Source organism: Trinickia sp., assembly GCF_051954495.1.
Taxonomy (GTDB): domain Bacteria; phylum Pseudomonadota; class Gammaproteobacteria; order Burkholderiales; family Burkholderiaceae; genus Trinickia.
Genome location: NZ_JBQCHR010000182.1, coordinates 41,154 through 65,281, shown reverse-complemented (window position 1 = coordinate 65,281; position 24,128 = coordinate 41,154). Strand labels below are relative to the sequence as shown.

General features: G+C 62.3%; 22 protein-coding genes and 1 pseudogene. 5 read left to right on the top strand and 18 right to left on the bottom strand.

The window, feature by feature from the left end:
- Nucleotides 1-46: 46 nt before the first annotated feature.
- The 5 genes from ACTHNR_RS25640 to ACTHNR_RS25620 all read right to left on the bottom strand — a co-directional run bounded on the left by ACTHNR_RS25640 (nucleotide 47) and on the right by ACTHNR_RS25620 (nucleotide 6,874).
- On the bottom strand, nucleotides 47-1,687 hold the full coding sequence (locus ACTHNR_RS25640) for a GMC family oxidoreductase (protein WP_440551453.1): 1,641 nt from the start codon (nucleotides 1,685-1,687) through the stop codon (nucleotides 47-49).
- Nucleotides 1,684-3,186, bottom strand: coding sequence for an aldehyde dehydrogenase (locus ACTHNR_RS25635; RefSeq protein ID WP_440551451.1), 1,503 nt, complete (start codon nucleotides 3,184-3,186; stop codon nucleotides 1,684-1,686). Before ACTHNR_RS25635 ends, ACTHNR_RS25640 begins: the two co-directional genes overlap by 4 nt.
- A 78-nt stretch (nucleotides 3,187-3,264) precedes the next feature.
- On the bottom strand, nucleotides 3,265-4,449 hold the full coding sequence (locus tag ACTHNR_RS25630; RefSeq protein ID WP_440551450.1) for an OmpP1/FadL family transporter: 1,185 nt from the start codon (nucleotides 4,447-4,449) through the stop codon (nucleotides 3,265-3,267).
- 55 nt (nucleotides 4,450-4,504) lie between these two features.
- The gene (locus ACTHNR_RS25625) at nucleotides 4,505-5,473 is read right to left on the bottom strand and encodes a PDR/VanB family oxidoreductase (protein ID WP_440551448.1); all 969 of its coding nucleotides are present in this window, start codon (nucleotides 5,471-5,473) and stop codon (nucleotides 4,505-4,507) included.
- Between the two features lie 78 nt (nucleotides 5,474-5,551).
- Nucleotides 5,552-6,874: a Rieske 2Fe-2S domain-containing protein gene (locus tag ACTHNR_RS25620; protein WP_440551447.1), complete on the bottom strand. Its 1,323-nt coding sequence runs from the start codon at nucleotides 6,872-6,874 to the stop codon at nucleotides 5,552-5,554.
- Nucleotides 6,875-7,029: 155 nt separating this feature from the next.
- Between ACTHNR_RS25620 and ACTHNR_RS25615 the strand changes: the two genes are divergently transcribed.
- Nucleotides 7,030-7,971, top strand: coding sequence for a LysR family transcriptional regulator (locus ACTHNR_RS25615; protein WP_440551445.1), 942 nt, complete (start codon nucleotides 7,030-7,032; stop codon nucleotides 7,969-7,971).
- A gap of 38 nt (nucleotides 7,972-8,009) precedes the next feature.
- On the opposite strand, the gene ACTHNR_RS25610 is transcribed toward ACTHNR_RS25615, so the two are convergent.
- From ACTHNR_RS25610 to ACTHNR_RS25590, 5 genes are read right to left on the bottom strand one after another with little or no spacing between them, the layout of a single operon-like run.
- A complete protein-coding gene (locus ACTHNR_RS25610) occupies nucleotides 8,010-9,233 on the bottom strand; it encodes a porin (RefSeq protein WP_440551442.1) in 1,224 nt (407 codons plus the stop codon).
- Nucleotides 9,234-9,273: 40 nt separating this feature from the next.
- Nucleotides 9,274-10,227 carry a Gfo/Idh/MocA family oxidoreductase gene (locus ACTHNR_RS25605; RefSeq protein ID WP_440551440.1) on the bottom strand — a complete coding sequence of 318 codons (954 nt, stop codon included), beginning with the start codon at nucleotides 10,225-10,227 and terminating at the stop codon, nucleotides 9,274-9,276.
- A complete protein-coding gene (locus ACTHNR_RS25600; protein WP_440551439.1) occupies nucleotides 10,224-11,066 on the bottom strand; it encodes a class III extradiol dioxygenase subunit beta in 843 nt (280 codons plus the stop codon). Before ACTHNR_RS25600 ends, ACTHNR_RS25605 begins: the two co-directional genes overlap by 4 nt.
- Complete coding sequence (gene ligA / locus ACTHNR_RS25595) at nucleotides 11,059-11,466, bottom strand: protocatechuate 4,5-dioxygenase subunit alpha (RefSeq protein WP_440551436.1); 408 nt, start codon at nucleotides 11,464-11,466, stop codon at nucleotides 11,059-11,061. Before ligA ends, ACTHNR_RS25600 begins: the two co-directional genes overlap by 8 nt.
- Entirely contained in the window at nucleotides 11,463-12,380 is a 918-nt protein-coding gene (locus tag ACTHNR_RS25590) for an amidohydrolase family protein (protein ID WP_440551434.1), read from the bottom strand. The genes ligA and ACTHNR_RS25590 overlap by 4 nt, the downstream gene beginning before the upstream one ends.
- Before the next feature lie 164 nt (nucleotides 12,381-12,544).
- Between ACTHNR_RS25590 and ACTHNR_RS25585 the strand changes: the two genes are divergently transcribed.
- A complete protein-coding gene (locus tag ACTHNR_RS25585) occupies nucleotides 12,545-13,492 on the top strand; it encodes a LysR family transcriptional regulator (RefSeq protein WP_440551433.1) in 948 nt (315 codons plus the stop codon).
- Between the two features lie 86 nt (nucleotides 13,493-13,578).
- Here the strand turns inward: ACTHNR_RS25585 and ACTHNR_RS25580 are convergent, their stop codons facing one another.
- The 3 genes from ACTHNR_RS25580 to ACTHNR_RS25570 form a co-directional block, all read right to left on the bottom strand.
- Nucleotides 13,579-14,619 carry an SGNH/GDSL hydrolase family protein gene (locus tag ACTHNR_RS25580; protein WP_440551431.1) on the bottom strand — a complete coding sequence of 347 codons (1,041 nt, stop codon included), beginning with the start codon at nucleotides 14,617-14,619 and terminating at the stop codon, nucleotides 13,579-13,581.
- 120 nt (nucleotides 14,620-14,739) lie between these two features.
- Entirely contained in the window at nucleotides 14,740-15,462 is a 723-nt protein-coding gene (locus ACTHNR_RS25575; protein ID WP_440551428.1) for an SDR family oxidoreductase, read from the bottom strand.
- 50 nt (nucleotides 15,463-15,512) lie between these two features.
- The gene (locus ACTHNR_RS25570) at nucleotides 15,513-16,172 is read right to left on the bottom strand and encodes an HD domain-containing protein (protein ID WP_440551427.1); all 660 of its coding nucleotides are present in this window, start codon (nucleotides 16,170-16,172) and stop codon (nucleotides 15,513-15,515) included.
- Between the two features lie 137 nt (nucleotides 16,173-16,309).
- On the opposite strand from ACTHNR_RS25570, the gene pdxR reads away from it, so the two are divergent.
- The 3 genes and pseudogenes from pdxR to ACTHNR_RS25555 all read left to right on the top strand — a co-directional run bounded on the left by pdxR (nucleotide 16,310) and on the right by ACTHNR_RS25555 (nucleotide 18,737).
- A complete protein-coding gene (gene pdxR, locus ACTHNR_RS25565) occupies nucleotides 16,310-17,719 on the top strand; it encodes a MocR-like pyridoxine biosynthesis transcription factor PdxR (protein ID WP_440551425.1) in 1,410 nt (469 codons plus the stop codon).
- 121 nt (nucleotides 17,720-17,840) lie between these two features.
- Nucleotides 17,841-18,257 carry a cupin domain-containing protein gene (locus tag ACTHNR_RS25560; protein ID WP_440551423.1) on the top strand — a complete coding sequence of 139 codons (417 nt, stop codon included), beginning with the start codon at nucleotides 17,841-17,843 and terminating at the stop codon, nucleotides 18,255-18,257.
- Between the two features lie 24 nt (nucleotides 18,258-18,281).
- Nucleotides 18,282-18,737 (top strand): annotated as a pseudogene (locus ACTHNR_RS25555) (carboxymuconolactone decarboxylase family protein).
- A 97-nt stretch (nucleotides 18,738-18,834) separates the two neighbouring features.
- Here the strand turns inward: ACTHNR_RS25555 and ACTHNR_RS25550 are convergent.
- The 5 genes from ACTHNR_RS25550 to ACTHNR_RS25530 all read right to left on the bottom strand — a co-directional run bounded on the left by ACTHNR_RS25550 (nucleotide 18,835) and on the right by ACTHNR_RS25530 (nucleotide 24,104).
- Entirely contained in the window at nucleotides 18,835-19,167 is a 333-nt protein-coding gene (locus ACTHNR_RS25550) for a DUF1330 domain-containing protein (RefSeq protein ID WP_440551421.1), read from the bottom strand.
- A 264-nt stretch (nucleotides 19,168-19,431) separates the two neighbouring features.
- Complete coding sequence (locus ACTHNR_RS25545; protein ID WP_440551420.1) at nucleotides 19,432-20,091, bottom strand: carbonic anhydrase; 660 nt, start codon at nucleotides 20,089-20,091, stop codon at nucleotides 19,432-19,434.
- Between the two features lie 162 nt (nucleotides 20,092-20,253).
- Complete coding sequence (locus ACTHNR_RS25540) at nucleotides 20,254-21,141, bottom strand: MBL fold metallo-hydrolase (protein WP_440551419.1); 888 nt, start codon at nucleotides 21,139-21,141, stop codon at nucleotides 20,254-20,256.
- Between the two features lie 24 nt (nucleotides 21,142-21,165).
- Nucleotides 21,166-22,674 carry an aminotransferase class V-fold PLP-dependent enzyme gene (locus ACTHNR_RS25535; protein ID WP_440551417.1) on the bottom strand — a complete coding sequence of 503 codons (1,509 nt, stop codon included), beginning with the start codon at nucleotides 22,672-22,674 and terminating at the stop codon, nucleotides 21,166-21,168.
- A 515-nt stretch (nucleotides 22,675-23,189) separates the two neighbouring features.
- A complete protein-coding gene (locus tag ACTHNR_RS25530) occupies nucleotides 23,190-24,104 on the bottom strand; it encodes an ABC transporter ATP-binding protein (RefSeq protein ID WP_440551554.1) in 915 nt (304 codons plus the stop codon).
- Nucleotides 24,105-24,128: the final 24 nt, after the last annotated feature.

The following is a 24,128-nucleotide window of genomic DNA, read 5'->3' as shown; positions in this document are numbered from 1 at the left end:
GATCATGTGCTACATCGCCCGCGGCGGCGTTCCGCCATTGCTCGGCTCATGCTGGTTGCGTCGCCAAGGCACCGCCCGCTGGAAACGCCGCCGTAGCCGGCATCATCATCACGTCGACTGCGCGGTCGGCCGCCGCCATCACGGTCGCATTGGTATTTGAACTGATGATCGCCGGCATCATCGATGCATCGAACACGCGCAATCCCCTGACGCCTTTCACCTTGAGATCGGGAGCCAAGACCGACATAGGGTCGTCCGCGCGACCCATGCGGCACGTCCCCACCGGATGGTAGTTGGACTCCGTGGTCCGCCGCACGTACTCGGCGAGTTCATCGTCCGACTGGCGTGCGGCCCCGGGTCCGACTTCCTGCGCCACGATCGACGCGAATGGTTCACTGCTCGCGATCGATCTGAGGTACCGGATCGCTTCGACAAGCCGCTTCGTATCTTCATCGTCGGAGAGCCAGTTTGGGTCGACGAGCGCGTCCTCCATAGGATCCGCGGACCTAAGGCGCACGGTCCCGCGCGAACGAGGCCGGACGAGATTAGCCATCAATGTCATCCCGTAGGTAGGCTCCGGCGCCTGCGGATCCGGCCACATGACCCCGACGCAATACAGTTGAAGATCCGGTTCCCCACCGGGTTCGCGCAGATTGACGAAAGCCATCGTCTCCGCACCGTTGGAGGCGATGGGCCCATTTTTGAACGCCAGATACTGGAGCCCATTCCATAGCGCGCGGCGACCTCGGTCTTCGCCGAAGTACCCATGCTGCCCATGCGTGGCCATCGAGACGACGGCGACGTTGTGGTCCTGCAGGTGCTCGCCCACGCCCGGGGAATCGACACGCACCTCGAGCCCATGCTCGCGCAAATGCGCGGCTGGACCGATGCCCGACAACATGAGCAGCTTCGGTGTCGCGAAGGCGCCCGCACAGACGATCACTTCGGCCGACGCGCTCGCATGCTTGAGTACGCCTCCAACCGCATAATCGACACCTACGGCGCGGTCGCCGTCGAAGACAATGCGATGCACGGTGGCTCGTGTGACCAAAGACAATCGTGGATCGGACAGGATGGGGGCGAGAAACGCGTCCGCTGCACTACATCGTCGCCCCGCGTAGGTCGTGGTCTGCATATAGCCCACGCCACACAGCGTCCCGGCATTGAAATCCGTCGCAAACGGCAAGCCCTGGCGCTGCATCGCTCGCACGAAGCGGTCCGCGACGTCGGCCTTGTACAAAGGATCCGATACCTTCAACGGACCGTCCGCGCCGTGGGCGTCGTTGTCGAACCGCTGATTGCCTTCCTGTTTGCGGAAATAGGGAAGGAGGCCGTCCCACGACCACCCGGTATCGCCGGTAGCCGCGACCCAGCGGTCATAGTCGGCGCGCGAGCCTCGCGTATAGGCCATCGCATTGACCGAACTGCCGCCGCCGACGACATTGCCCTGCGGAATCGAAACGGCACGCCCTCCCAGCGACGCTTGAGGGGCCGAGGAGTACCGCTTAATGTATGGGCTACCCTTGAACAGCATCTTGAACGTACCCGCGGGCATGCGAATCAGCGCGTTGTTCGACAGCGGCCCCGCCTCCAACAGCAGCACGCTTGCTCCCCACTCGCGGACCAGCCGGCTCGCCGTCACGCAGCCGGCGCTGCCGGCGCCGATCACGATGTAGTCGTAGCTCATTGCGGTCCTCCGGGCGCGCGCATTGACGAATCCGGACGATAAATCGCCTGATCTTCGAGAAATGCAGATAGGCCTTCCGGCCCGCCCTCTCTGCCGACCCCCGACTGCTTGAAGCCGCCGAATGGCACGTTCGGCGCGATCTCGAATGCATTGACCGAGACATTGCCGGTCCTGACGCGACGCGCGATCGCGCAGCCATGGTCCAAGTCGCTTGTAAAGACCGTCCCGCTCAAGCCAAAATCCGAATCGTTCGCGAGCGCGACGGCGTGATCGACATCGTCGTACGCGATGACCGAGACGACAGGGCCGAAAATTTCCTCCCGCGCGATCGTCATGCGCGGTGTCACACCCGCGAACACGGTCGGCTCGACAAAGAAGCCCGTTTCTAAACGGCGGCTCCGGCCACCGCCCGTCACGATTCGCGCCCCTTCCGCGCTGCCTGCTTCGATGTATTTCATGACCCGATCGAGCTGTCGCGCGCTTGCGACCGGCCCGATTTGCGTCGCGGCATTCCACGGGTCGCCTACCTCGAGGCCGCCGATGACAGCGCTGTAAGCGTCGATGAACGCTTGCTCGCGGCTGCGCGGAACCAGGATCCGGGTTTGGGCGAAACAAATTTGCCCCGAAAAGGGCATGGTCACCGGCGCCAACGCCGCGAGCGTGGCGTTCAGGTCCGCGTCCTCGAGCACAATCGCAGCGGATTTCCCACCCAATTCGAGCGTCACTCGAGCGAGCCGATCCGCGCAGGCCTTGGCAATCAACTTTCCGGTCGCGGTGCTTCCGGTAAAGCTCACTTTGTCCACGTCTTGTTTCGCGACGAGATACGCACCTCGCTCCGCATCGCTGGTGATCACGTTGAACACCCCTGGCGGCAGACCCGCCTCGTGCACGCACTCGGCCATGACGAGGGCATCGAACGGCGTCTCCGGCGGCGCCTTGACCACAACCGTGCAACCGGCTGCCAGCGCGGCGCCCACCTTATACGAGAGAATCGGCAATTGCGCATTCCACGGCGCGATCAGCGCCGCCACGCCGACCGGCTGCCTAATGATCCGTGCCTGTCCGCCTCGCGTCGAACGAACTTCCTCGAACTCGAACGTCGACGCTAGCTCAGCGTAGTAATCGAGCATCGCCGGTGCGGTCTGCGTGAAGATATCGGCGAAACCTACAGGCGCGCCGACCTGTGCAGTCCAGATCCGCGACAGAAGAGGAAGCCGCGCCGCAAGCGCCATGGAAATCCGTCGGAGATAAGCCGCGCGGTCGGCGCCTGACATGCGCGGCCACGGTCCCGTATCGAACGCCCTTCTCGCGGCATCCACCGCGCTGTCCACATCGCCGATACCCGCGAGGGGAACCAATGCGAACTCCGTTTCGGTCGACGGTGAGACGAGTGAGGCGAATTCGTTCGAGCGGCTTTGCACCCACTGCCCATCGACGAAAAACCTCGACAGCACATTTTGATTGAGTTCCGAGTTTGGATCGAACTGAAGGGCGGACATAGGGCTTCCTGAGTTGGCTAAGCGTTATAACGACATCCGATGCGCAATCCCGCCGGCATCGACTCCGAGACGGACGACCTAAAAGCGATGCCCATAGCTGATCCCCACCACTTCGGTCTTCGTTCTTTCGCTAAACCCGGTACTAGAGCCGTTGCCGGTAACCGTAACGGGGAATCCATACTCGAAGACTCCGCTCACTTCGTCGGATTTGCTGAATCGATAGCTCGCGCCCGCGGAGACGGCCGTCGATACCGGCATGGCCGATAGCAGGTTCTGCGCGACCACGGACGGACCGATCGGGTGATTGCCACGCGAGAAGCCCGTCCGAAGCGTCCACCGCGAGTCGACGTCCCATGCCGCGCCGACGCGGAAGAAATCCTGGTTTTGCCAGCCGAACCCTTGCGCCGAGCCGATAATCGTGTTCGAGACTTGGAGGTGCAACCAATCGGCGGCAACTGTGACGCTAGGTACGATCTTGTAGGCGATCCCGATACCATATTGAGCGCCAATATCGATTCGCCCGCCGCCGCTCGCCAGTAAGTCGCTTTTGTAGCCGGCCAATTGGCTCATCCGGATGCGGGTGGCGTAACTCGCACCGAAAGTGAAGGCCGGCGTCGGTTGCCAGATATAGCCGATCCGCGCGCCGTAACCGAAAGCGCTCGACACCCCGTGCGACGGCAGCGGGCGCAGCGTGCCATCTGCCGTGGGTACGATCGCGCCGTTTGCGGAGAATCGTTCGTATGCCAGCGCAAGACTGACGCCAATGATGTTGTGTTCCGTGATCCTGTATGTCACGGTTGGCGCCGCAATCGCAGTCGCCAAGCTCGATTGGGCTACCCCCGCACCAGCAATCGGCAGCGCAGGCCGCCCGTAGCTGGTTCCGACGCCGACGCCAAATAGCGACACGCCCAACGTCAGCCGCGGCGTAATCTGCCAGTTCGCGCCGCCGTTAGGAACGGGATACACCCTTCCGGTGTGCAGTCTGTTGGACGCGCTGCCGTACTCGAAATCGGTCAATGGTTCGAGCAACTGAATGCCGAGGTCGGTTCGCGAACCCACGAGTCCCATGCCGGCGGGATTATCGGCGGCCACCGTACTGTCCTGCGCAAAAGCGATCGACGTACCGCCGACTCCGGCCGACATCACGCCGCTTCCGCTCAGGCTGATTCCGTCGACCGCCCGCGCATAATGCACGGGAAGCATCAAGAGTGCGCCTGCCGCCATGCCGCGCGCGTAACGCATCCTATCGAACCCATTCGACATCGTTGTCTCCATTTATTTTTTGATGGCGGCCCCGCCTTAGGGCGGTAGCCCGGATTTACAGATCGACGACCAGCAGCTTTGAACGAGCGCGCGAGACGCAGATCGCCATGCAATTTCCGCTCGCGTGCTCCTGCGCGGTGAGAAAGCAGTCCCGATGGTCGGGGCTTCCCTCCAGAACCTTGACCACGCACGTTCCGCAGACGCCTTGCTCGCACGACGTCTCGACATCTATGCCGTGCTCGCGAAGGACATCGACGATCGTTCTGCCTGGAGCAATCGAAAACGTCTCGTTGGAGCGCGCGAGCTTCAGGTCGAACGCCGCGTCGGGCTCGGCCTCCGATGTCGCCGTCGCCGTCGCGGCAAAGTACTCGAGGTGGACAGCATCGTCGGGCCAGCCGTGACGCGCGGCAACCATGCGCACCGTGTCCATGAACGGTTGCGGCCCGCACAGATACACGTGGCACCCGTCACGACGGTTGCGCAGCGCACCCTCCAACGTCGCTTCGACGGCTTCGCGCTCCTGACCGAACAACAGCCTGCACGCGCCATTGAACGAGGCATCGTTCAGTTCGCCGCAAAATGCGGCATGCGCTTCGGAGCGAGCGAAATACAACAAGTCGAACGGCTGCCCGCGATCGCGAAGCTGGCGCGCCATGCCGATGATGGGCGTAATGCCGATCCCCCCCGCCACCAGCAGCGTTCTGCGGGCTTCCCCATTCATACGAAAGTGGTTACGCGGCGCGGATATACCCAATTCGCTGCCCACGCGCAACGATTCATGCACGAATCTCGAGCCGCCTCGCGACTCCGGCTCTCGTTTGACGGCGACTTCGTACGTGGAGGTGTCGCCGCACGAACCGCACAGCGAATACTGCCGGACGATTCCCGACCCGAGATGCAGATCGATATGCGCACCGGGCTCCCATGCGGGCAGAGCAGATCCATCGAGGGGCGCCAGTTTCAAAAGACGGATGCCCTGCGCAATGGTTTCGGCGGCAACGACTCGAACGGGGATGATATTCATGGCAAAGTGCATCGATTGAATTCGGTCATACAAAAAACGGCCCGTCTCGCCTTGCTAGACGGCGAAACGAGCGTTACGTCATGCCTTCGGTTCCTGCAGCCGGAAGAGGTCCGGACTTTCCGCGTATTGCGCGCAATATGCTTCCTTCGATTCCCCGGCGCCGATCTCGCCGGTGATGACGACCATGTCGCGGAAATCGTTGTCCTCTTCGCGGCGAATCACACCACGAGGATCCGAACCATCGGCCAGCGCCTGCGCCGCCTCGTCTAGCATTCGGCGGGCGCGCACGATGGCGATGTCCGACGACGATAGATGCTCGTGACTTTGATCGTGAATCGTGCCTTGCGACTGCGTGATCGCAATGTCATGAACCGAGAAGCACTCGCCCAAGCCGAGATATGCCTGGCGCGCCATCGATTCGCGATCCTGCGAATACAGGTTGCTCTTCGCGCGCCTCATACGATCGCCCTCGGCCTTCTCCGACTCGTATTGTTTGTGCAGCGCCTCTTTGTCGAGCTTGCCGCTGCGATGGAAGATGAACTCCCAGCGCCAGTGATGCTCGTCGTCGATAGGGACGTCCCACAGCATGGTGATGCCGCCGTCCCCCAAGTAACCTTCGAAACCGCCGACTGCACACGCATTCGGCATGACGAAATTGGTAATGCGGATCGACGATCGATCGGCGCCCTCGATCTTGCGCAGCGTGTAGAGCCGAACCCCGAAACGAGTGTCTTCGATAGCGAGTTCAGGCCGGGCCTGATTCGAAAACACCCCCCAGCGAGCCTGCATGTCGGCGCTGGACAACTCCAATTGGTGCAGATACGAGGTGTGGACCGGATCGATGTTTCCCTCGCTCGCCTGCATCCAGTTGCAGTCGCCGAACCAACGCGTGGTGTAGCGATATTCGCTGCCGCCGGCCAGCGCCGGATAGTTCGGAAAGAGCGGCGGCTCGCCTGGACCCATATAGGCCCAGAACGCGCCGCCTGCCTCATGGATCGGATACGACTTCATGCGGATGCGATCCTTGGCCGTCGCCGACGCTTCCGCCGGTTGATCGAGACAGCGGCCGTTCACGTCGAACAGCCAACCGTGATATGGACAACGGATACCGCCCGCTTCGATACGGCCCAGCGCCAGATCGGTACAGCGGTGGGCGCACTTGCGATCGATCAAACCCACTTGACCGTGATCGTCGCGAAACAGCACCAAGTCCTCGCCCATGATGCGGATCGGCTGCGGCGCCGCGCCGGCCGGCAACGATTCGGTCAACGCCACCGGCTGCCAGTAACGCCGGAGCAATTCGCCGGCCGGCGTGCCGGCATTGGTTTGCGTCAAATACTGATAACGGTCGGCGCCGCGCGAACGCGGCTTGATCGTGATCGGATGAGTGGAGGTATCCATGGTGTCTCCTCAGTTCTGTTCAAGGGCGATTGAAGTTGCGGCTCGGCGCAGGCCTCATTGAGCATTACGATATATTGATATCTGACCGAGAAAAATCGCCTTTCTTGCATATCTGATATACACTTGAAAGACAGCATGAAGGACGGATTCAGGACATGGAAATCAGGCAGCTCCAACACTTTTCGCGTATCGCCGAAATCGGCAATCTGACGCGCGCCGCCAGCGTTCTCGGCTTGACTCAAGCTGCGCTCAGCCGCCAGGTCGGGCAGCTCGAGGCGGAACTCGGCACGGAATTGTTCAGGCGTAATGGCCGGGGACTCGTTCTGACCGACGCGGGCCAACGTCTGCTCGATCACGTGCCGTTGATCCTCCGGCAAATCGCTCTCGCCGAAAGGGCGGTCCGGGGCAGCGTGGGGCCGGCAAAGGGCAACCTCGTGCTAGGGCTGCCCCCAAGCCTTGCCCGCACCGTCGTTCTGCCGCTCATCGATGCGTTTCGCGAACGGCTGCCGGAGGTCACGCTGCGCACGGTCGACGGCTTGTCGGCGAATCTGGTCGAACTCGTGGGCGGCGGCAAACTCGACTGCTCGGTGGTCTACAATCAGCCGCCGAACGATGCCGTCGAAGTGCGTCTGTTGGCCGACGAGGAGCTCTATCTCGTCGCAAGCGCCGCGACACGGCGCGCGGGGAAGGCGCTGCCGCGTTCGCTCACGCTCACGGACATCGCCGCGCTTCCTCTCGTGACCGCCGGCACCGCCAACGCCGTACACGCGGCGCTGGCGAGCGCGATGGCGGCGATCGGTTTGACGCCGCAGGTCGTGCATGAGATCGAAAACCTCACGGCAATCCTCGATTTGGTCCGCAAGGGCTACGGGTGCGCGGTCATCCCCTTGAGCGGGGTCCAGCCTTGCATCGGCGATCCGTCGTTGCGGCTGCATCGCATACGCAAACCTGTTCTGCGGTGCAGTCTTTCCGTCGTGACGCCCGCTCGTGCATCGAACGACGTACTCATCGGACAGGGGACGCAGTTGGTGCGCGAAGTCGTCCGCGAACAGCTTGCACAATTTCATCAAGAAGTCGAGCAGGCCATCGACGCATAACGCAGCGCGCAGCCGGCCCGGAGGCCGGCGATTCACCGTCAAAACCGCTGCTGCATGCCCACCAGGACACCGATCTGTTTCGCGTTCGGCACTGTGAAATTGCCCGCGCCGACGGAATACGAAGCGTGGCTATTGTTTTGCATAAAGCCAACCATCGTGTAGAGCGAGGTTCGTTTGGACAACAAGTACGTCGCCCGCATCACGTAGTAGTTGGCGTTTTTCTGATCTGTCGTAGTGATTCTGGAAATCTCTCCGTCGAACTCGACATCGGGCCTCAGCAAGTACGAGGCGCCCCCGAAAAAAATGTTGGTTTGATAGTTCGTTGCGGCGGTGGTCATCCGATGAATAGCGCCGCCACGAATTGCAAAGTTGCCCAGCTGAACATACCCGCTCGCCATGTAGCGTGTCGTGGTTTGCCCCGCGTTCGACAGCAGCAGCGGCATCGACGGGTCGTAAGAAACGCTGCCGGGCAACACGCCCGGCCCGCCGCGCAACTGGTCGTAGACGAACTGCAAACCTACCTGTGGTCCCCAATACCCGGCCAGCGCCGTAATCTGTCGACAGGCCGATGTGCTTCCCGCCAGATTGCCGGGGCAGTTCGTGGCGCCCGGATTGAACGTCGCGCCGCCATTCGCCGCTGCCGGTCCAGGGCTGCTTGCCGCATCGCGGCCCGTGCTGTAAGTGGCGCCGACCACGAAATGACGAAAGTTCGCGAAGTAGCTCAGCGTGTTGTCGGAACGGCTATTGGGCAGATACGGATCCAGCGACGCCAACGAATAGAGCGCCGGCCCCAGCACGGTCGACTTCATCAAGGCGACGTACGTCATGTTGATCTGTCGTCCCAGGCGAATCGTTCCGTACGGGGTTTCCAGTCCAACCCAGGCCGATCGTCCGAACAGACGATTGCCATTTTGAAGCGCGCCTGAATTCGGTGCGAAACCGCTCTCCAGTTCAAAAATGGCCTTCACGCCCGCGCCTAGATCTTCTTTACCCGTCAATCCCCATCGAGACGGCAGCGCACCCGAGAGCGAAGTCATGCGAACGGCCGAACCCGACGCACTCGTTTGTCCTGGCGCCCGGGCGGACTGGCTTTCCCAATCGATGCCGGTATCGATAATTCCGTAGAGTGTCACGCTGCTCTGTGCATAAGCATGAGCAGAGCCCAATAGCGAAGCAGCGACCAAGGTCGCAGTTAGAACGGTCTTCATGTCTCCAATCCTTTTTAGGGAAAATGATTTATTTTTTGTTACGACTCGCGCCATCCAGGTATGGGCAGCCGACGCCTTCGCGTCGACGGCGAGTTCAGCCCAGTTGCCGCGCCAGTCGATGCAACACCCGGTAGCAGGGAAGCACTTGGTCCACGCTGGCGTTCGGCTCGCGCCGCGCGCGAATGGCGGCGAAGAACTCGGCATCCTGTCGCGCGACGCCGTTCGAGATGAGGCCGGCGGGTTCGAATTGAACGGGGTTGCCCAGGCCGTCCGTCAACTCGTCATAACGCGCGATATACGTCGAGCCGTCGCCGATGTAGCGAAATGTCGAACCGAAAGGCCCGGCGTTATTGAAGCTAAGCGAGAGCGTGCATAAAGCGCCGCTTCGACTCTTCAATTGAATCGACATGTCGAGGGCAATGCCCAACGTGGGGTCGATGGGCCCCTGAAGGACATTCGCCGCGACCAGATCGTCGCCCGTTTGATACAGGAACAAGTCGATCGTGTGCGCCGCGTGGTGCCACAACAGATGGTCGACCCAATCGCGCGGCTGACCGAGCGCGTTCATATTCGTGCGGCGCAGGAAATACGTCTGCACGTCGAGTTGTCTCAACGAAAATTCGCCCCTGCGGATTCGGCTACGCACCCACGCGTGTCCCGGATTGAAACGCCGCGTATGACCGCACATCGCGATCAGTCCCGTCCGTTTCTGCCATAGAGCCACGGTTTCGGCGTCGTCCAGAGAGTCGGCGAGGGGAATCTCGACCAGCACGTGCTTACCCGCCTGCAAGCAGGCGATTGCCTGGCTTGCATGCAAAGGGGTGGGCGTACAGAGAATCACTGCTTCTATCTCGGGCTGGGACAACGCGTCCTGCAATTCGGAATGGGCTTGTGCGATCCCATAGCGCGCCGCCAGCTCGCGCGCCTTATTTGAATCGCTGTCCACGAGCGAGACCACCACCGCGTCTTCCAAACCGGCCATGGCGTCGAGATGCTGGATGCCGAATGCTCCCGCCCCGACGAGTGCGACCTTTAGCGCGGGGCTCACGCATCCTCCAATACCAGCAGGCCATAGGCTGTGTTCGATGCCGGTACGTGGTAAAACCGATGAATCTCGCGCACGGCTTCGTTCAATGCGCCGCGCATGATGAGCCACATGATGATCTCGAGCCCCTCCGATCCAGCCTCGCGCAATAGCTCGGTATGCTCGATGCGGGCGAGCGAGAGCGGATCGCTTACCATGGCCTCGAGCCAATGCTTGTCATAGGGCGCGTTGATCAGCCCGGCGCGTTCGCCCTGCAATTGATGCGACATGCCGCCCGTGCCGAAAATGGCGACCTTGATATCGGGCGCATAGGAATCGATGGCGCGCCGCAGCGCCCGTCCGAGCCTGAAGCAGCGCATGGCGGTCGGTTGGGGATACTGGATGACGTTGACGCACAGAGGGATGACTCGGCAGGGCCACGTATCGGGCTGACCGAACATCAACGACAACGGAACGGTGAGGCCGTGATCGACAGTCATCTCGCCAACCATCGTCATGTCGAATTCGTCGTTCAGTATCAGCGATTCGGCCAGATGCCACGCCAATGCCGGATCGCCTTGGCATGTCGGCACAGGCCGCGGGCCATACCCTTCATCGTGCGGCGGGAACGCCTCGGCCACGCCGAGCGCGAACGTGGGTGTCACGTCCAGCCCAAACCGCGACGCGTGATCGTTGTAGATCACGATGACGACATCGGGCTGGACCTCGCCGATCCAATCGCGCGCGGCCTTGACGCCATCGAATAACGGCTTCCAGTAAGGCTCCTGCGTTTTGCCGTGATCGATCGCCGCGCCGATCGACGGCACATGGGAGGTGCCGACGCCTCCAACGAACTTAGCCATGAGACCGCTCCTCGATGCTGCGATTGCCCTCGACTGGCCGCCCTCCAGCGATCATCATTGCGCGGAACTCATCCACCGACATCCCCTCCGCCGACATCGCGGCCCCCACGTGCTGCATGGTCAAACCGTCGAAAATCGCGAGCTTGAACGTGTAGTAGATGTTTCCGCCCAGCCGCAGCATGGCCAGCCAGTCTCGATCGAGCACCGCGCGGCGCTGTTCGTCGGTCAGGCGGAACGTGTCGAGATAGCCCACGGGGTCCGCGCGAAAAGTTGCTCGATTGCCATCCACATCGAGCGACTTGCAGAACATGTTCAGCGCATAGCCTTTCCGGCAATGCTCTCCATCGAATACGTAGGTGCCGGGGATTTGGCGATAGGCGCGCGTGTCGGTGGGGTTCATCGCTCCCCCCAATACAAACGCATGGGATTGTCGACGAGCAGCTTTCGCTGAAGCTCGGCGGTTACGGCGATACGCGGGATGAAATCCACCAGCAAGCCATCGTCCGGCATATGGTCCTTCAAATTCGGATGAGGCCAGTCCGTGCCCCAAAGAACCCGATCGGGAAATGTCTCCACCAAGCGCCGCGCAAACGGCACGACGTCGCCGTAGGCGTCCCGCTCACCGTTCAAAGCGGGTTTCCCCGATACGGAAAGCCGTTCTGGACAACTTACCTTCGACCAAACGTTGCGGTGCTCGCGCATCAAACGCACAAGCAGTTCGAACTCCTCTCCGTCGACGCGCTGGGACACGTCAGGGCGCCCCATGTGGTCGATCACCACGATCGTCGGCAAGCCGGTAAAGAAGTCCCAAAGCTCCGGTAGGTCCGCCGCTTCGAAATAAACGACGACGTGCCAGTCCATTTCGGCAATGCGATGCGCGATTTCAAGCAGTTCGTCCTTAGGGGTGAAGTCGACCAGCCGCTTGACGAAATTGAAACGCACGCCGCGTATCCCCGCCGCATGCAATTCGCGCAGTTGCTGATCGCTCACATCGCGCTTGACCGTGGCAATGCCGCGCGCCCTGCCTTCCGACGCCAGACACGCATCGACCAGCGCGCGGTTGTCCGCGCCGTGACAGGTCGCCTGCACGATGACATTGCGTGCAAAACCTAGATGGTCGCGCAGCGCAAAAAGCTGCTCCTTGCTGGCGTCGCACGGCGTGTACTTGCGCTCCGGCGCATAGGGAAACCGCTCGCCCGGACCGAAGACATGGCAGTGGGCGTCCACCGAACCCGGCGGCAATCGGAAATTCGGTCGCGAAGGACCTCGGTACCAGTCCAACCAACCCGGCGTCTTTTCGAAATGCGTGGTCATCGACTTTCTTGCACCCACTCAGGTTATCGATCGCACCGAAGCGGCACGATCTCGAAGGTCGGGCCCGCTCTGCGATGTGCTTGTATTTTTTGATGTTTTCTGCCATTCTGCAATGACATATCCAGCATAGTAGATATGCGTATTTTGCAAATCAGGAGAGTGTCATGGAGCTTCGTCAGCTCGAATCTTTCGTCCACGTCGCGGAGCTTGGAAGCTTTACGCGGGCGTCGAATTTCCTATCCGTCGCGCAACCGGTGCTCAGTCGGCAAGTACGGGCGCTGGAAGTGGAGTTCCGTCAGGTGCTGCTGGAGCGCAACGGCAGGGGCGTGACGCTGACCGAGGCCGGCAAGCGCTTTCTGGAGCACGGCCGTAGCGTTCTGGCGCAAATCGAACGCGCGCAACTGGACATGGAGGAAGGCCGCGGCGCGTCGACGGGACGCGTGGTCGTGGCGCTGCCGCCGAGCGTGAGCCTGACGCTTACGACTGCATTGGTCAGAGCATTTCGGGACCGGTTTCCGAAGGCGACGTTGTGCGTATTGGAGGGGCTATCGAGCTATGTGCTGGAGTGGCTGACGACGAGCCGGGCCGATTGCGCCGTGGTGTATACCGTTCCCACTTCATCGGCGGTGGAGCTGACGCCGGTACTCACCGAGCCGCTTTATCTTGTATCTGGACGCACGGGCGACACCGCTTCATCCGGCGGCGCGGGCGACGGGGCGATCACCCTGGCGGAGGTTGCTCGGCGGCCGCTGGTGATGCCCAGCCGGCCGCACTCCATTCGCATGCTGCTGGAAGCGACGATGGCGCAAGCCTCGTTGAAGCCGCGCATTGTCGTCGAGGTCGAAAGCGTCCAAGCAATTTTGGCCCTGGTTCGCGACGAAGGTCTTCACGCGGTCCTGTCGCTCAAGGCCGTCCGCTCTAGCGGGTACGCGCAGGAGTTCAACGTACGCCCCATATCCCAACCGAGCCTGGACACGACGCTTTGGGTCGCCACCTCCGCGCAGCGTCCTCGGGGGCCCTTGCTTACTCAAACCCTGCCCCTACTGAAAGAGTTGCTGCTTGAACACTGGACGACAGATGCCGAACGCGAGAGCGGGAGCCGGCGCGGTTGAATCGCCGAGGCCGTCTCGTGCCCCGGGTCCACGGATAACGCGTGCTGCAAGCAAAAACCCGTCCAAATAGAACATTGCGGAGCACTTCAACGGCCCAGCCCGGCCGCCGCGATCTGCTGCTCGACAAACTGCGCAAACAGCGCGTGCAGATGCGTCGTCGGGTGCAGATCGTCCGCGAACATATACGTCTGGTCGGCATTGGCCGCGACGTACGTGCTGGGCGAGCACAACAGCGACGTATCGTGGGGTGTCTTCGAAGCATCGCAGGCCTGGCCGGTATTGGCTACGAGAAAACCATTGGCCTGGTAGTTGGCGACCACCTGGTTGATCCAGGTATACGAGTCGACCTGAATGACCTTGTTTTGCAAGCCGCCGGCCTGCAAGGCCGCGGTCAGGTCGGCGTTGAACAATTGCGACTCCTGTGTCAACGTCGCGCCGCCGTCCGGTGTCGCAAGGCCTTTTGGCGAAAGTCCAACGTTCGGGACATTGACCAGCACCACGTGCGTCGCACCGTTTGCGACGATCTGTCTGACGGTTTGGGCGAGCGCATTGGCAGCCGTCTGCACGGTGGCCGCGCCCGCCGGTAACGCTCCTGCTCGCAGCACGTCGTTCGATCCCGCCCATACGAGCACGAGCTGCCCTGCATTGAAACTGCCGTGTTGCGACAGATAGCTCGACACCTGCTGGGTCACGGGCATTTCGATGTCGCCAATCACGTCGACGAGGAAGTCGTTGAGATCGGCCGGCGTCGCCACCGTCGCCCCGCCTTCCGCGTATCCAAAGCCGCCTTGCGGGCTCAGCTTTTGAGTCGCATCGATCGTATAGGCGGCTGTGAGCGTGTCGCCGTAATACTGGGCGACATCCTGCGCCCACACTTGCCCCGGGTTGGTCGTAAAGCGTCCGCCGCCCACTAGCTTCGCAATCGGCGCATAAGTGCCGACGTCCGACAAACTATCTCCGAACGAAACCACCTGCAAATGGATGCCGCCCGCGGGGGTGGCTCCGGCGCCGGCCCCGCTGCCCGCCCCGCCAACGGAGTCGCTGCCGTGCCCGCCGCACGCGGTCAGCAGCGCCACGGCCGCCGCGAAAACGAGACTGCGGGCCATGCCATGGTTCGACGCTTTCATCGCACACCTCCTGTAGACCGGTCGAATCGCCGCGCGCCAACTCATCGCGTCTTCCCATTGTCGGCCTCGGACGGTACTTCGACGGAGCAAAAAGCATGCATGGCCGGAGACCGCAAGCGATCAAAACGCCGCCTTGCCTACCGAAGCGCCGCCATCGACGAACAAGGTCTGTCCAGTGATGAAACCCGCGTCCTCGGACAAAAGAAATGCGACGGCCGCGGCTAATTCCTCTGGCTTGCCGAATCGCTTCATCGGTACCAGCGACAGAAAGCGCTGCTCCGCTTCGCTGCCCACGGGCGTGTTTTGCCGGAACAACTCGGTCTCGGTCGGTCCGGGCGCGACGGCGTTGACCGTGATGCCGGTCTGCGCAAGCTCCAGCGCCCACGTTCGAGTAAAGCTCATCATGGCGGCTTTGGCCGCGGCGTAGGCCGTACGGTTGACGACACCGAGCACGACGAGACTCGACAGATTGACGATTCGCCCCCACCCTCGCTCCCGCATCCCGGGTAGCAACGCTTGCACGGTCTGCACAGGAGCGGTGAGATTTTGTCTGAATGAAGCCTCCAAATCGTCTAGATCGACCGCTTCGATGCCAGCTAGACGGACGAACCCAGCGTTGTTGACGACGCCGTCGAACGTATAGCGCTCGACCAGCCCCTCGAGCGTTCGTGTCGTCGCATCGCGATCGGTCAAATCGACGGAAACGAGTGTGCCGGGGAAACTGGGGTCATCGGCCCCGCGAGCAAGGCCGATGACCTGATGACCATCGGCGGCGAGCCTATGGGACAACGCGCGTCCGATACCTTTGCTGGCGCCCGTAACCAAAAACGTACGGCTAAGCATGACTAAATCCTATTAGTGTTGGGATGATCGAGAGGGGCCTGCACAGAATGTCAGCCCCACCTTGAATTCAACATGATGCTGCACACATTCACGCGCTCGAAGTGCGGGTCCTTGTGCGCGAGATAATCGTCGTTGAAGGTGCCGAACGTAGTGCCCGGGCGATGCTTCATGCCGTCATAGAAGGCATCGATCATCTCGGCCGCGAAATCGGCGCCGCGCGGATAGGCCGCAATCACCGCCGCGCGTTGTTCCTCGGTCAACGCATCGAAGTCCCGTCCCGCCACGTCCATCCCCGCTCCGGCCTGCACCAGCGCGATTTCCCCGTGCATGTGCTCGGGAATGCCGGGCGTCGTGTGGAGCGCCACAGCGGTCCATACCTTCGCTACGTCCGCCTCATCGATATGACGACTGCGCAGAAAATCGCGCGCGGCGTTGGCGCCGTCCACTTCGAAGCGCAGTTGGCTTTCACGGTAGGCCGACGTCAAGCCGATGTCGTGAAACATCGCCGCGACGTAGAGCAGTTCAGGATCGAAAGCGATGCGCTTTCGCTGCCCAAGCAATGCCCCCCACAGGTAAACCCGTGTCGAGTGGTTGAACAGCAATTCGCTTTCGGTGTCGCGGATGAGCTGGGCTACGTCACGCGCCAGTTGGCTGTCGGGGATGACGACGTCGAACATCTCGTTCGGCGGCGTTGTTTTATCGTGCTTCATCGGGTTACTCGAGCGGAAGAGCGTTGCACTTTCGGTGCCGCCGCGAACGACCGGCGGCGTTGCACACAGAAAGTTACGCTTCGCATGGATCACGGACCAGACCCAAGATTGAGCAATCCGAATGTACTATCGCGTCCATGGGAACGCTTTCCATCGACATTGACCGCGCCGGCCGCACGTCGTTATCGGCGCAAATTTACAGCTCGATCCGAGATGCGATCGAATCCGGGCAGCTTGCCGCCGGCGCGCGGCTGCCATCCTGGTCGGATTTAGCCGTCCAGCTCGGGGTGTCCCGGGGCACGGTGCGGGCCGCCTACGAACGCCTGATCGACGAACAATTCGCGATCGGCCTGGGCGCAGCCGGCACTCGAGTAGCCGAGCGGCCCGTGCCCGCAACGACCGGATGGTCGCCGGACGCGCCGCCGCTTCCCGACCTTTTCACCGACTTCAGCACGGCGCCTTTGCCGTTTCAAATGGGCGTGCCCGCCCAGGATGCCTTCCCGTTCAAGCTCTGGTCGCGCATCCAAGCACGGGCGGCGCGCCGGGCGGCGGCGGCTCCCGTCGGATATCCCGACCCACGCGGGGATCCGGAATTGCGACAGGAGATCGCGGCCTATCTTGCCGTCTCGCGCGGCCTTCGATGCAGCCCCTCTCAGGTCTTCGTCACGGCCGGTTTCTCCGGCGCGCTCAATCTCGCGATCCGCGGGCTACAGGTCGAAGGCCGGCAAGCCTGGATGGAGGAGCCCGGCTTTCCGCTCACGCGCACGGCGCTCGGGTTAGCCGGCATGAGCGTGGCAGGCGTGCCGGTGGACGCGGACGGTTTGGACGTCGACACAGGGGTTCGCATCGCGCCCAAAGCCGCCCTCGCGGTGGTGACGCCGGGCCAGCAGGCGCCGCTCGGCATGACGATGTCGCTCGCCCGTCGGATATCGCTGCTCGACTGGGCCAAGCGACACGACGCCTGGATCGTCGAAGACGATTACCTGGGCGAGCTGCAGTTGAAAGGGCGGGCCGCCCCGGCGCTGGCCTCGCTCGATCAAGACGGGCGAGTGCTGCATATCGGAACGTTCAGCAAGACGATCAGCCCCGCGTTGCGTCTGGGTTTTCTCGTGGTCCCGCCTGACATGGCACAGCGCTTCGGCGACGTCGCGGCGTGCCTGGCCCCTGCCCCGGCCGCATCCGGACAGCACGCCGTGACGGAGTTCATGCACGAAGGCCACTTTCTTCGCCATCTGCGGCGGATGAAGCGCCTCTACGCCGCCCGGCAGGAAGCCTTGGTTCGTTGTCTGAACGAACTGGGCTCGGATTCGATCAAGGTGCAGGCCGCGGCCGGCATGACGGTGGTAGCCGCCCTTCCATCATCCGTATCGGATGTCGACATTGTCTTTCAGGCGCGCGCATTCGGGCTGGCCCTGGTTCCGCTTTCGCCCTGGTACATGAGCGATCCGACGCGGCAGGGACTTGTGCTCGGTGTAACGAATCTCAATGAAAAAACGCTGCAGGCACACTGTGCCCGCCTGCTGGAACTCGTTCGCGAGCGCGGCTGACGAGAGCCGGCGACGCCTCGCCCGCTATCGCATCTTGGTACATCGAAAATGTTCATTCCTGGTCCTTTAGCGTTGTCCCATGTCGCACGACAATGCAGGAACACAAAGGAGCCCGACATCCATGAACATCCGATCCATCGCGGCAGTCGCCTGCGCAGCCGTGGCCTGCGGCATCGCCTTGCCGGCCGTAGCGGATAGCGCCGCTGAAACCGTCACACCGAATTTCCAGCACGCCATTCCGAACGTTCCGGGCAAATCGTTGACTGCCGTCGTCGTCGACTATGCACCCGGAGCAGCGTCGCCCGCGCACCGGCACGCACGCTCGGCGTTCATCTACGCCTATGTTGTATCGGGCGAAATCGAGTCACAGGTCGATGACGGCCCGAAGCGCATCTACCATGCCGGTGAGAGCTTCTTCGAAGCGCCCGGCGCCACTCACCGCGTCAGCCGCAACGCGAGCGACACGCAACCTGCCAAGTTGCTCGCCGTGTTCGTCGCGGACACAAGCGACAAAGTGCTGACTACCCCCATCAAGTAAATCACCGCACCAAGGAGTCATCTCGTGAGCAAGCGTCTCGACTATGCCCAGATCGCGCCGGCAGGCGTCAAAGCCCTTGGCGGCGTCTATGGTTACGTCATGCAAAGCGGCCTGTCCCCGGTCCTCGTCGATCTGGTCTATCTGCGGATCTCGCAGATCAACAATTGCGCCTACTGCCTCGACATGCATACGCGCGACCTGCTGAAAAAGGACGTAAAAGTCGAAAAGCTGGCGCTCGTGCAGGCATGGCGAGAGGCCGGCAATGTGTTCGACGAACGCTAGCGCGCCGCGCTCGCCTGGGCCGAATCGGTCACGCTCGTCGCGCAGACCGGCGTGCCGGACGCGGCTTTTGATGCCGCCCGCGCGGTGTTCGATGAACGGGAATTGGTGGATCTGACCATCGCCATCGGCTTGATGAATACCTACAACCGCATGGCCATCAGCTTCCGTAACACGCCGCAGGCCGCGCTGGAACGGTAAGACCGGCACACCGGCCGACCAAACGTTCGCTCCGGCGGAAGCGAACGGCATCGGACCTTGCGAGCCTGCTCGCGCGATCCGATGCCGATGCCGATGCTTACAGTTCCATCCCGGCGAGGATATCGGTCGCTCGATGGTTCTGCGGCACGCCTTCGATGAGGATGACGTCACCGGCTGAGTTACCGGTGCGCAACGCAAGGATGTTCTGATACGCCGGCGATTCGTACCAGCGGCTGGCTTTGTCGAAATCGGGAAAAGCGATGACGATCAAGTCTTCGGTCCACTGCCCTTCGACCACCTTTTTTCGCCCGCCGTGGATGATGAACTTCCCTTCGAACGGGGCGAGCGTGTCATCGATGCGGGCAAGATAGGATTGGATGTCCGGGCCCATCTTGACGTCGCGCAGACGGGCGATCGCGAATGCAGTCATAGTAGCTTTCCTCCTTCGACCTTTGCGGTTGCGAGTCATTGCCGATGCGAGTGTTTTCGTCGGATCCCTCGCGCTACCGGGATTGCGCGCACCTACCGGTATCGCATCGAAGCGCCGATTCGAAACCTCTAGGCCGAAGTTTGCCCGCCGCCGAGGTGCACCTCAATTACCTGCCACGTAATGGTTTTGTTGCTCCGAGTCGCGCTCGCTAATCCCCGGCGCAAGCGTGCATTCCCAACAAAAGCCGTCGACGAAGGCGGCGTCTTACACCTGCGCGCGGTTGCGCGAAGCCACGGCAACAGTGGTCGGGAATTCGGCGAGCGATACGAAGCGTCTCGTGGCGCCGTCGAGGGCATCGATGGACCCGTTCTCGATGTCGTAGACCCAGCCGTGCAGGTTCATACGCCCCTGTTCCAATGCGAGCGCCACGGACGGGTGCGTGCGGATGTTCGCCAACTGCGCGATCACGTTTTCCCGCACGAGGCTGTCGAGCTTGGCGCGTGGCGTGTCGAACTGATGCGCCGCATTGATCGCCTTCGCGGCATCGGAATGGCGCAACCAGTTCGCCACCGCCGGCATATGATCGAGACACGTGCAGCGCGAAATCGCACCCATCGCGCCGCAGTCGTAGTGGCCGCAGATCACGATGTCCTGCACGCCCAGCACCGCCACGGCATATTCCACGGTAGCCGATACGCCGCCCGGCTCCGGACCGTACGACGGCACGATGTTGCCGGCATTGCGAATCACGAACAGCTCGCCCGGTTCGCGCTGCGTGAGCAGCTCCGGCACGACGCGGCTGTCCGAGCAAGTCACGAACAGCGCCTTCGGATTTTGCGTTGTAGCAAGCTGCTTGAACAGTTCGGCACGCTGCGGAAAGACCTCGCGCTGAAAACGCAGAAAGCCGTCGATGACGTCACGCATGGATGTCCTCCAGATTCGAAAACAGTGTACCGGCACGATCGTTCGATACATCTCGCGCCGGCGCGGGCGACATTATCGCCGATGTTAAACGTTCGGCGAATGTTCCCTCTGTTCCCCCATTTATCGGACATCTCGCCCCCTCACGAGGCGCGCGATGAACATTCAGAAAGCATCGAGCGGAATCTTCAAGTAGCGCACGCCGTTACCCTCGGGATCGGGCAGGCGGCCGGCGCGCATGTTGACCTGCACCGCTGGCAGCATCAGCACCGGCATGGCGAGCGTTGCGTCGCGCGCGGTACGCATCGCGACGAATTCGTCCTCGGTCACGCCCTCGCGCACATGCACGTTGGCCCCTCGCTGGTCCGCCACCGTGCACGCGTACTGCACACCTCGTCCCCCCGGTTGATAGTCGTGGCACGTGTAGAGGAGAGTGTCGGGAGGCAGATTCAGCAAGCGCGAGATGGAGCGGTACAGCTCACGCGCGTCCCCTCCGGGAAAGTCGCACCGCGCCGTACCGTAGTCGGGCATGAACAGCGTATCGCCGACGAACGCCGCCCGCTGCGCGCCGTCGTCGACGAGGTAACTCATACAGGCAGGCGTGTGCCCCGGCGTGTGCATGGCGCGAATCGACAACGCGCCAAGCGGCAGCACTTCGCCATCGTCGAGCAGCCGGTCGAACGCTCTCGCGCCCATCGCACTACCGTCCGTCGTAACGTTGAACAACCGACCGAACACGTCCTGCACGCGGCTGACGCGAGCACCGATCGCAATTTCACCGCCGACGCGGCGCTTCAGATAAGGGGCCGCGGACAGATGATCCGCATGAACATGCGTCTCCAGCAACCAGCGAACCGTGGCGCCCAGCTCCGATACACGTGCGACGAGCCGATCGGCGCTTTCCGTTCGCGTGCGCCCGGATTTCGGATCGTAGTCGAGCACGCTGTCGATCAGCGCGCAGTCGCCACGCGCTGTATCGAGCAGGAGATAGCTCACGGTGCTCGTGGCTGGGTCGAAAAAGCCTTCAATCGACATGACCGGCGTGCTGCTCATGGCTTGTCCTCGATTCGGTTCGGGTTATTTGCGCAGCGTTGCGGACATAGTCCAAAGCAACTTCGACCGATTTCCCGTTCGGCAATACGCCAACACCGGTTTGGGCAAGGCCGCGATATAGGCGGCGAAGGCCGTGACGTCGGATTCGCTGATCTTGCCCGCGATGACCGGCAGATAACGCGCCTCGATGTCGAGACGTTCCGCTACCTCGGCAATGGCTGAAAACCGAGGCTGCCCGGGTTCCTCGCCATCCGGACGGTTGCAAATGATCGTCTTGAAGCCCTCGGTGCGTGCGGCTTCCAGGTCGTCGCCCGACAACTGCGGCGCGACGGCAAATTCAGTCGACATCTTCGTGAACCGCGACGTCGGCCGGCCGGCGGCCGCTTCACGACATGCGCTAACGGCTCGCTGAAAGCAGGCAATCGCAAAATCGACGTCTTCTTGCCCGGTGTACCGGCCAAGGCTCAAACGTACCGTGCGGGCGGCAGCCTGCGCGTCGAGCCCGATCGCGGTCAACACGTGCGAAGGCATGCCGGCCGCCGAATTGCACGCCGAAGTGGACGACACCGCGAGTTCGTCTCCCAGCATCGACGTGGAAAAGCCCGGCAAATCGACCGTCAGGCTCAACGTGTGAGGAATACGATGCGCCGCGCGCGCATTCTGCCTCACGCCGTCGAGCGCGAGCACCGCATCCAGCAGCCTTGCACTCAGCTTGCCGATGCGTGCAGTGTCCTCGGCCATGCGTGCACAGGCCAACTCGCACGCCGTCCCCATTCCGACGATTTGGTGCGTCGCCAACGTCCCCGATCTCAGCCCCCACTCATGGCCGCCCCCATGCATCTGCGGCGCGATCCGCTTGGCCGCCTCGGGGCTGACGTACAGCGCGCCGATCCCTTTCGGCCCGTACACCTTGTGCGCGGACATGGACAGCAAGTCGATCCCGAGCGCCTTGACGTCGATCGGCGTCTTGCCGAGCGCCTGGGCGGCGTCGACGTGCAGCAGCGCCCCCGCCGCATGGACGATCGGCGCAATGGCGGCGATATCGGTCAGCGTGCCCAGTTCGTTGTTGACCAGCATCAGCGACACCAAGCACGTTTGCGGGCCGACCGCCGCCGCGACCGCCTCGGCGGTGATTTCCCCATCGGCCGTCGGCCGGATGAAGGTGATCGACATGCCGCGCTTCTCGAGGCTGGCCATCGTATCGAGAATCGCCTTGTGCTCGATCCGGCTCGTGACCATATGCCGTCGCGACGTAGCCAATTCGGCACAGCCCTTCAAAGCGAGATTGTTCGACTCGGTCGCCCCGGATGTCCAAACGATCTCTTGCGCATCCGCGCCGATCAATTGCGCCACCTGCTCTCTCGCGCGCTCGACTCGTTCGCGCGCGGCGATTCCCGCGGCGTGTGAACTCGAAGCGGGATTGCCGAATACGCCATCGATACCCAAGCACTCCGACATCGATTCGATCACGCGCGGGTCGGCGGGCGTCGTCGCCGCATAGTCGAAATATCGAAGATTGCCATTCGCACTCATGATGATTAGCCCCCTTAGACAGCGTACGCAACCCGCGCAACGCAAGACATGATCGCGGACGTCAACTTTGTCTCCTGTACTACGAAAAATAATTTGCGTATTCGGACTGTGTTCACCGATCGACCATCAACCCGCAGTGGCATCGCGCGAGCCCTGGAAGGCGGGCAGGCCCGCTTCGGCCTGCGCTCGTGGGCGCCACTGAACGCAAGCTTAAAGTCGACGCAGCGAAAAGTGCTTCCAAAGAAATGCCGTAAATCGTTGTGCAGATAGAATATTTTTCTATCCAAAATGGGTTTCAAAAAACGTGACCGGCGTTTTCCGCGCTTGGACGGTGCACGGGTGCGGGGGAAGATGGGTTGTGGATCGCGGGGATCGACGGCTCGAGCGTCGTTGCGCGGGCCACCCGAAAACCGGGCGCCCGCGAGCGGTGTGGGACTAGCAAAGTTTGGGGGCGGATACCGCCCGGCCCAGCAGAGCGGCGCCTCGTCGGAAGGCGCGCCGCTTTTCGGCCGGTTTCATTCCACGTTGTCGGTCACATCCGTCATGCGGATCATATGAGGGCGAACGACCTCGTCCGCGCTGTCGCCCTCGGGGGCCGCGGGGTGAATCAGCGCCTCCAGTCTCGCCTTCGTCGCCTGGAACTCGCGCGTGGTCAACTGCGCCGCCTCGCGCGGGCGCGGCACCGGCACCTCGATCAATTCTTGGACCTCGCCCGGGTTGGCCTTCAAGACGAGAATCCGGTCCGCGAGCAAAATCGCTTCGTCCAGATCGTGCGTGATGAATAGAATCGTCACGTCGATGTTGCGCCAGATATCGATGAGGTGCGCCTGCATCTTGGCGCGCGTCTGCGCATCGAGCGCGCCGAACGGTTCGTCCATCAGCAAAATGCGCGGCCGATTCGCAAGCGAACGAGCAATCGCCACGCGCTGTTTCATGCCGCCCGACAACTGATGCGGATACACGTCGGCAAACGGCGTAAGCCCCACGAGGTCGAGCCACTGAAGCGCCTCGCGCTCGGCCTCGCCCGTGCTGCTGCCGTTCATCTTCAAACCGAACATGACGTTCTTCTTCACCGTCAGCCACGGGAACAACGTGTAGCCCTGAAACACCATGCCGCGGTCGGCCCCCGGTCCGCGAACCGGCTTCCCGTCCAGCAGCACCTCGCCGCTCGTATGCGACTCGAGTCCCGCCAGGATCCGAATGAGCGTGGACTTTCCGCAGCCGGAAGGACCGATCACGCAAACGAATTCGCGCCGATGCGTGCGGAAGCTCACGTCGTTCAGCGCCACGACGTCGCCGTGCGCCGAGCGATAGCGCTTGCCGACGTGCTGCACGTCGAGCACCACCTCGCGGGCCTTGAGCCGGTCGAAGCGCTCGCGCACGGCTTCGGATTGGATCAGATAGTCGGGAACGGGCTGAGGGTTGCGCATGATCGCCTCTTCGGTAACGGCCGA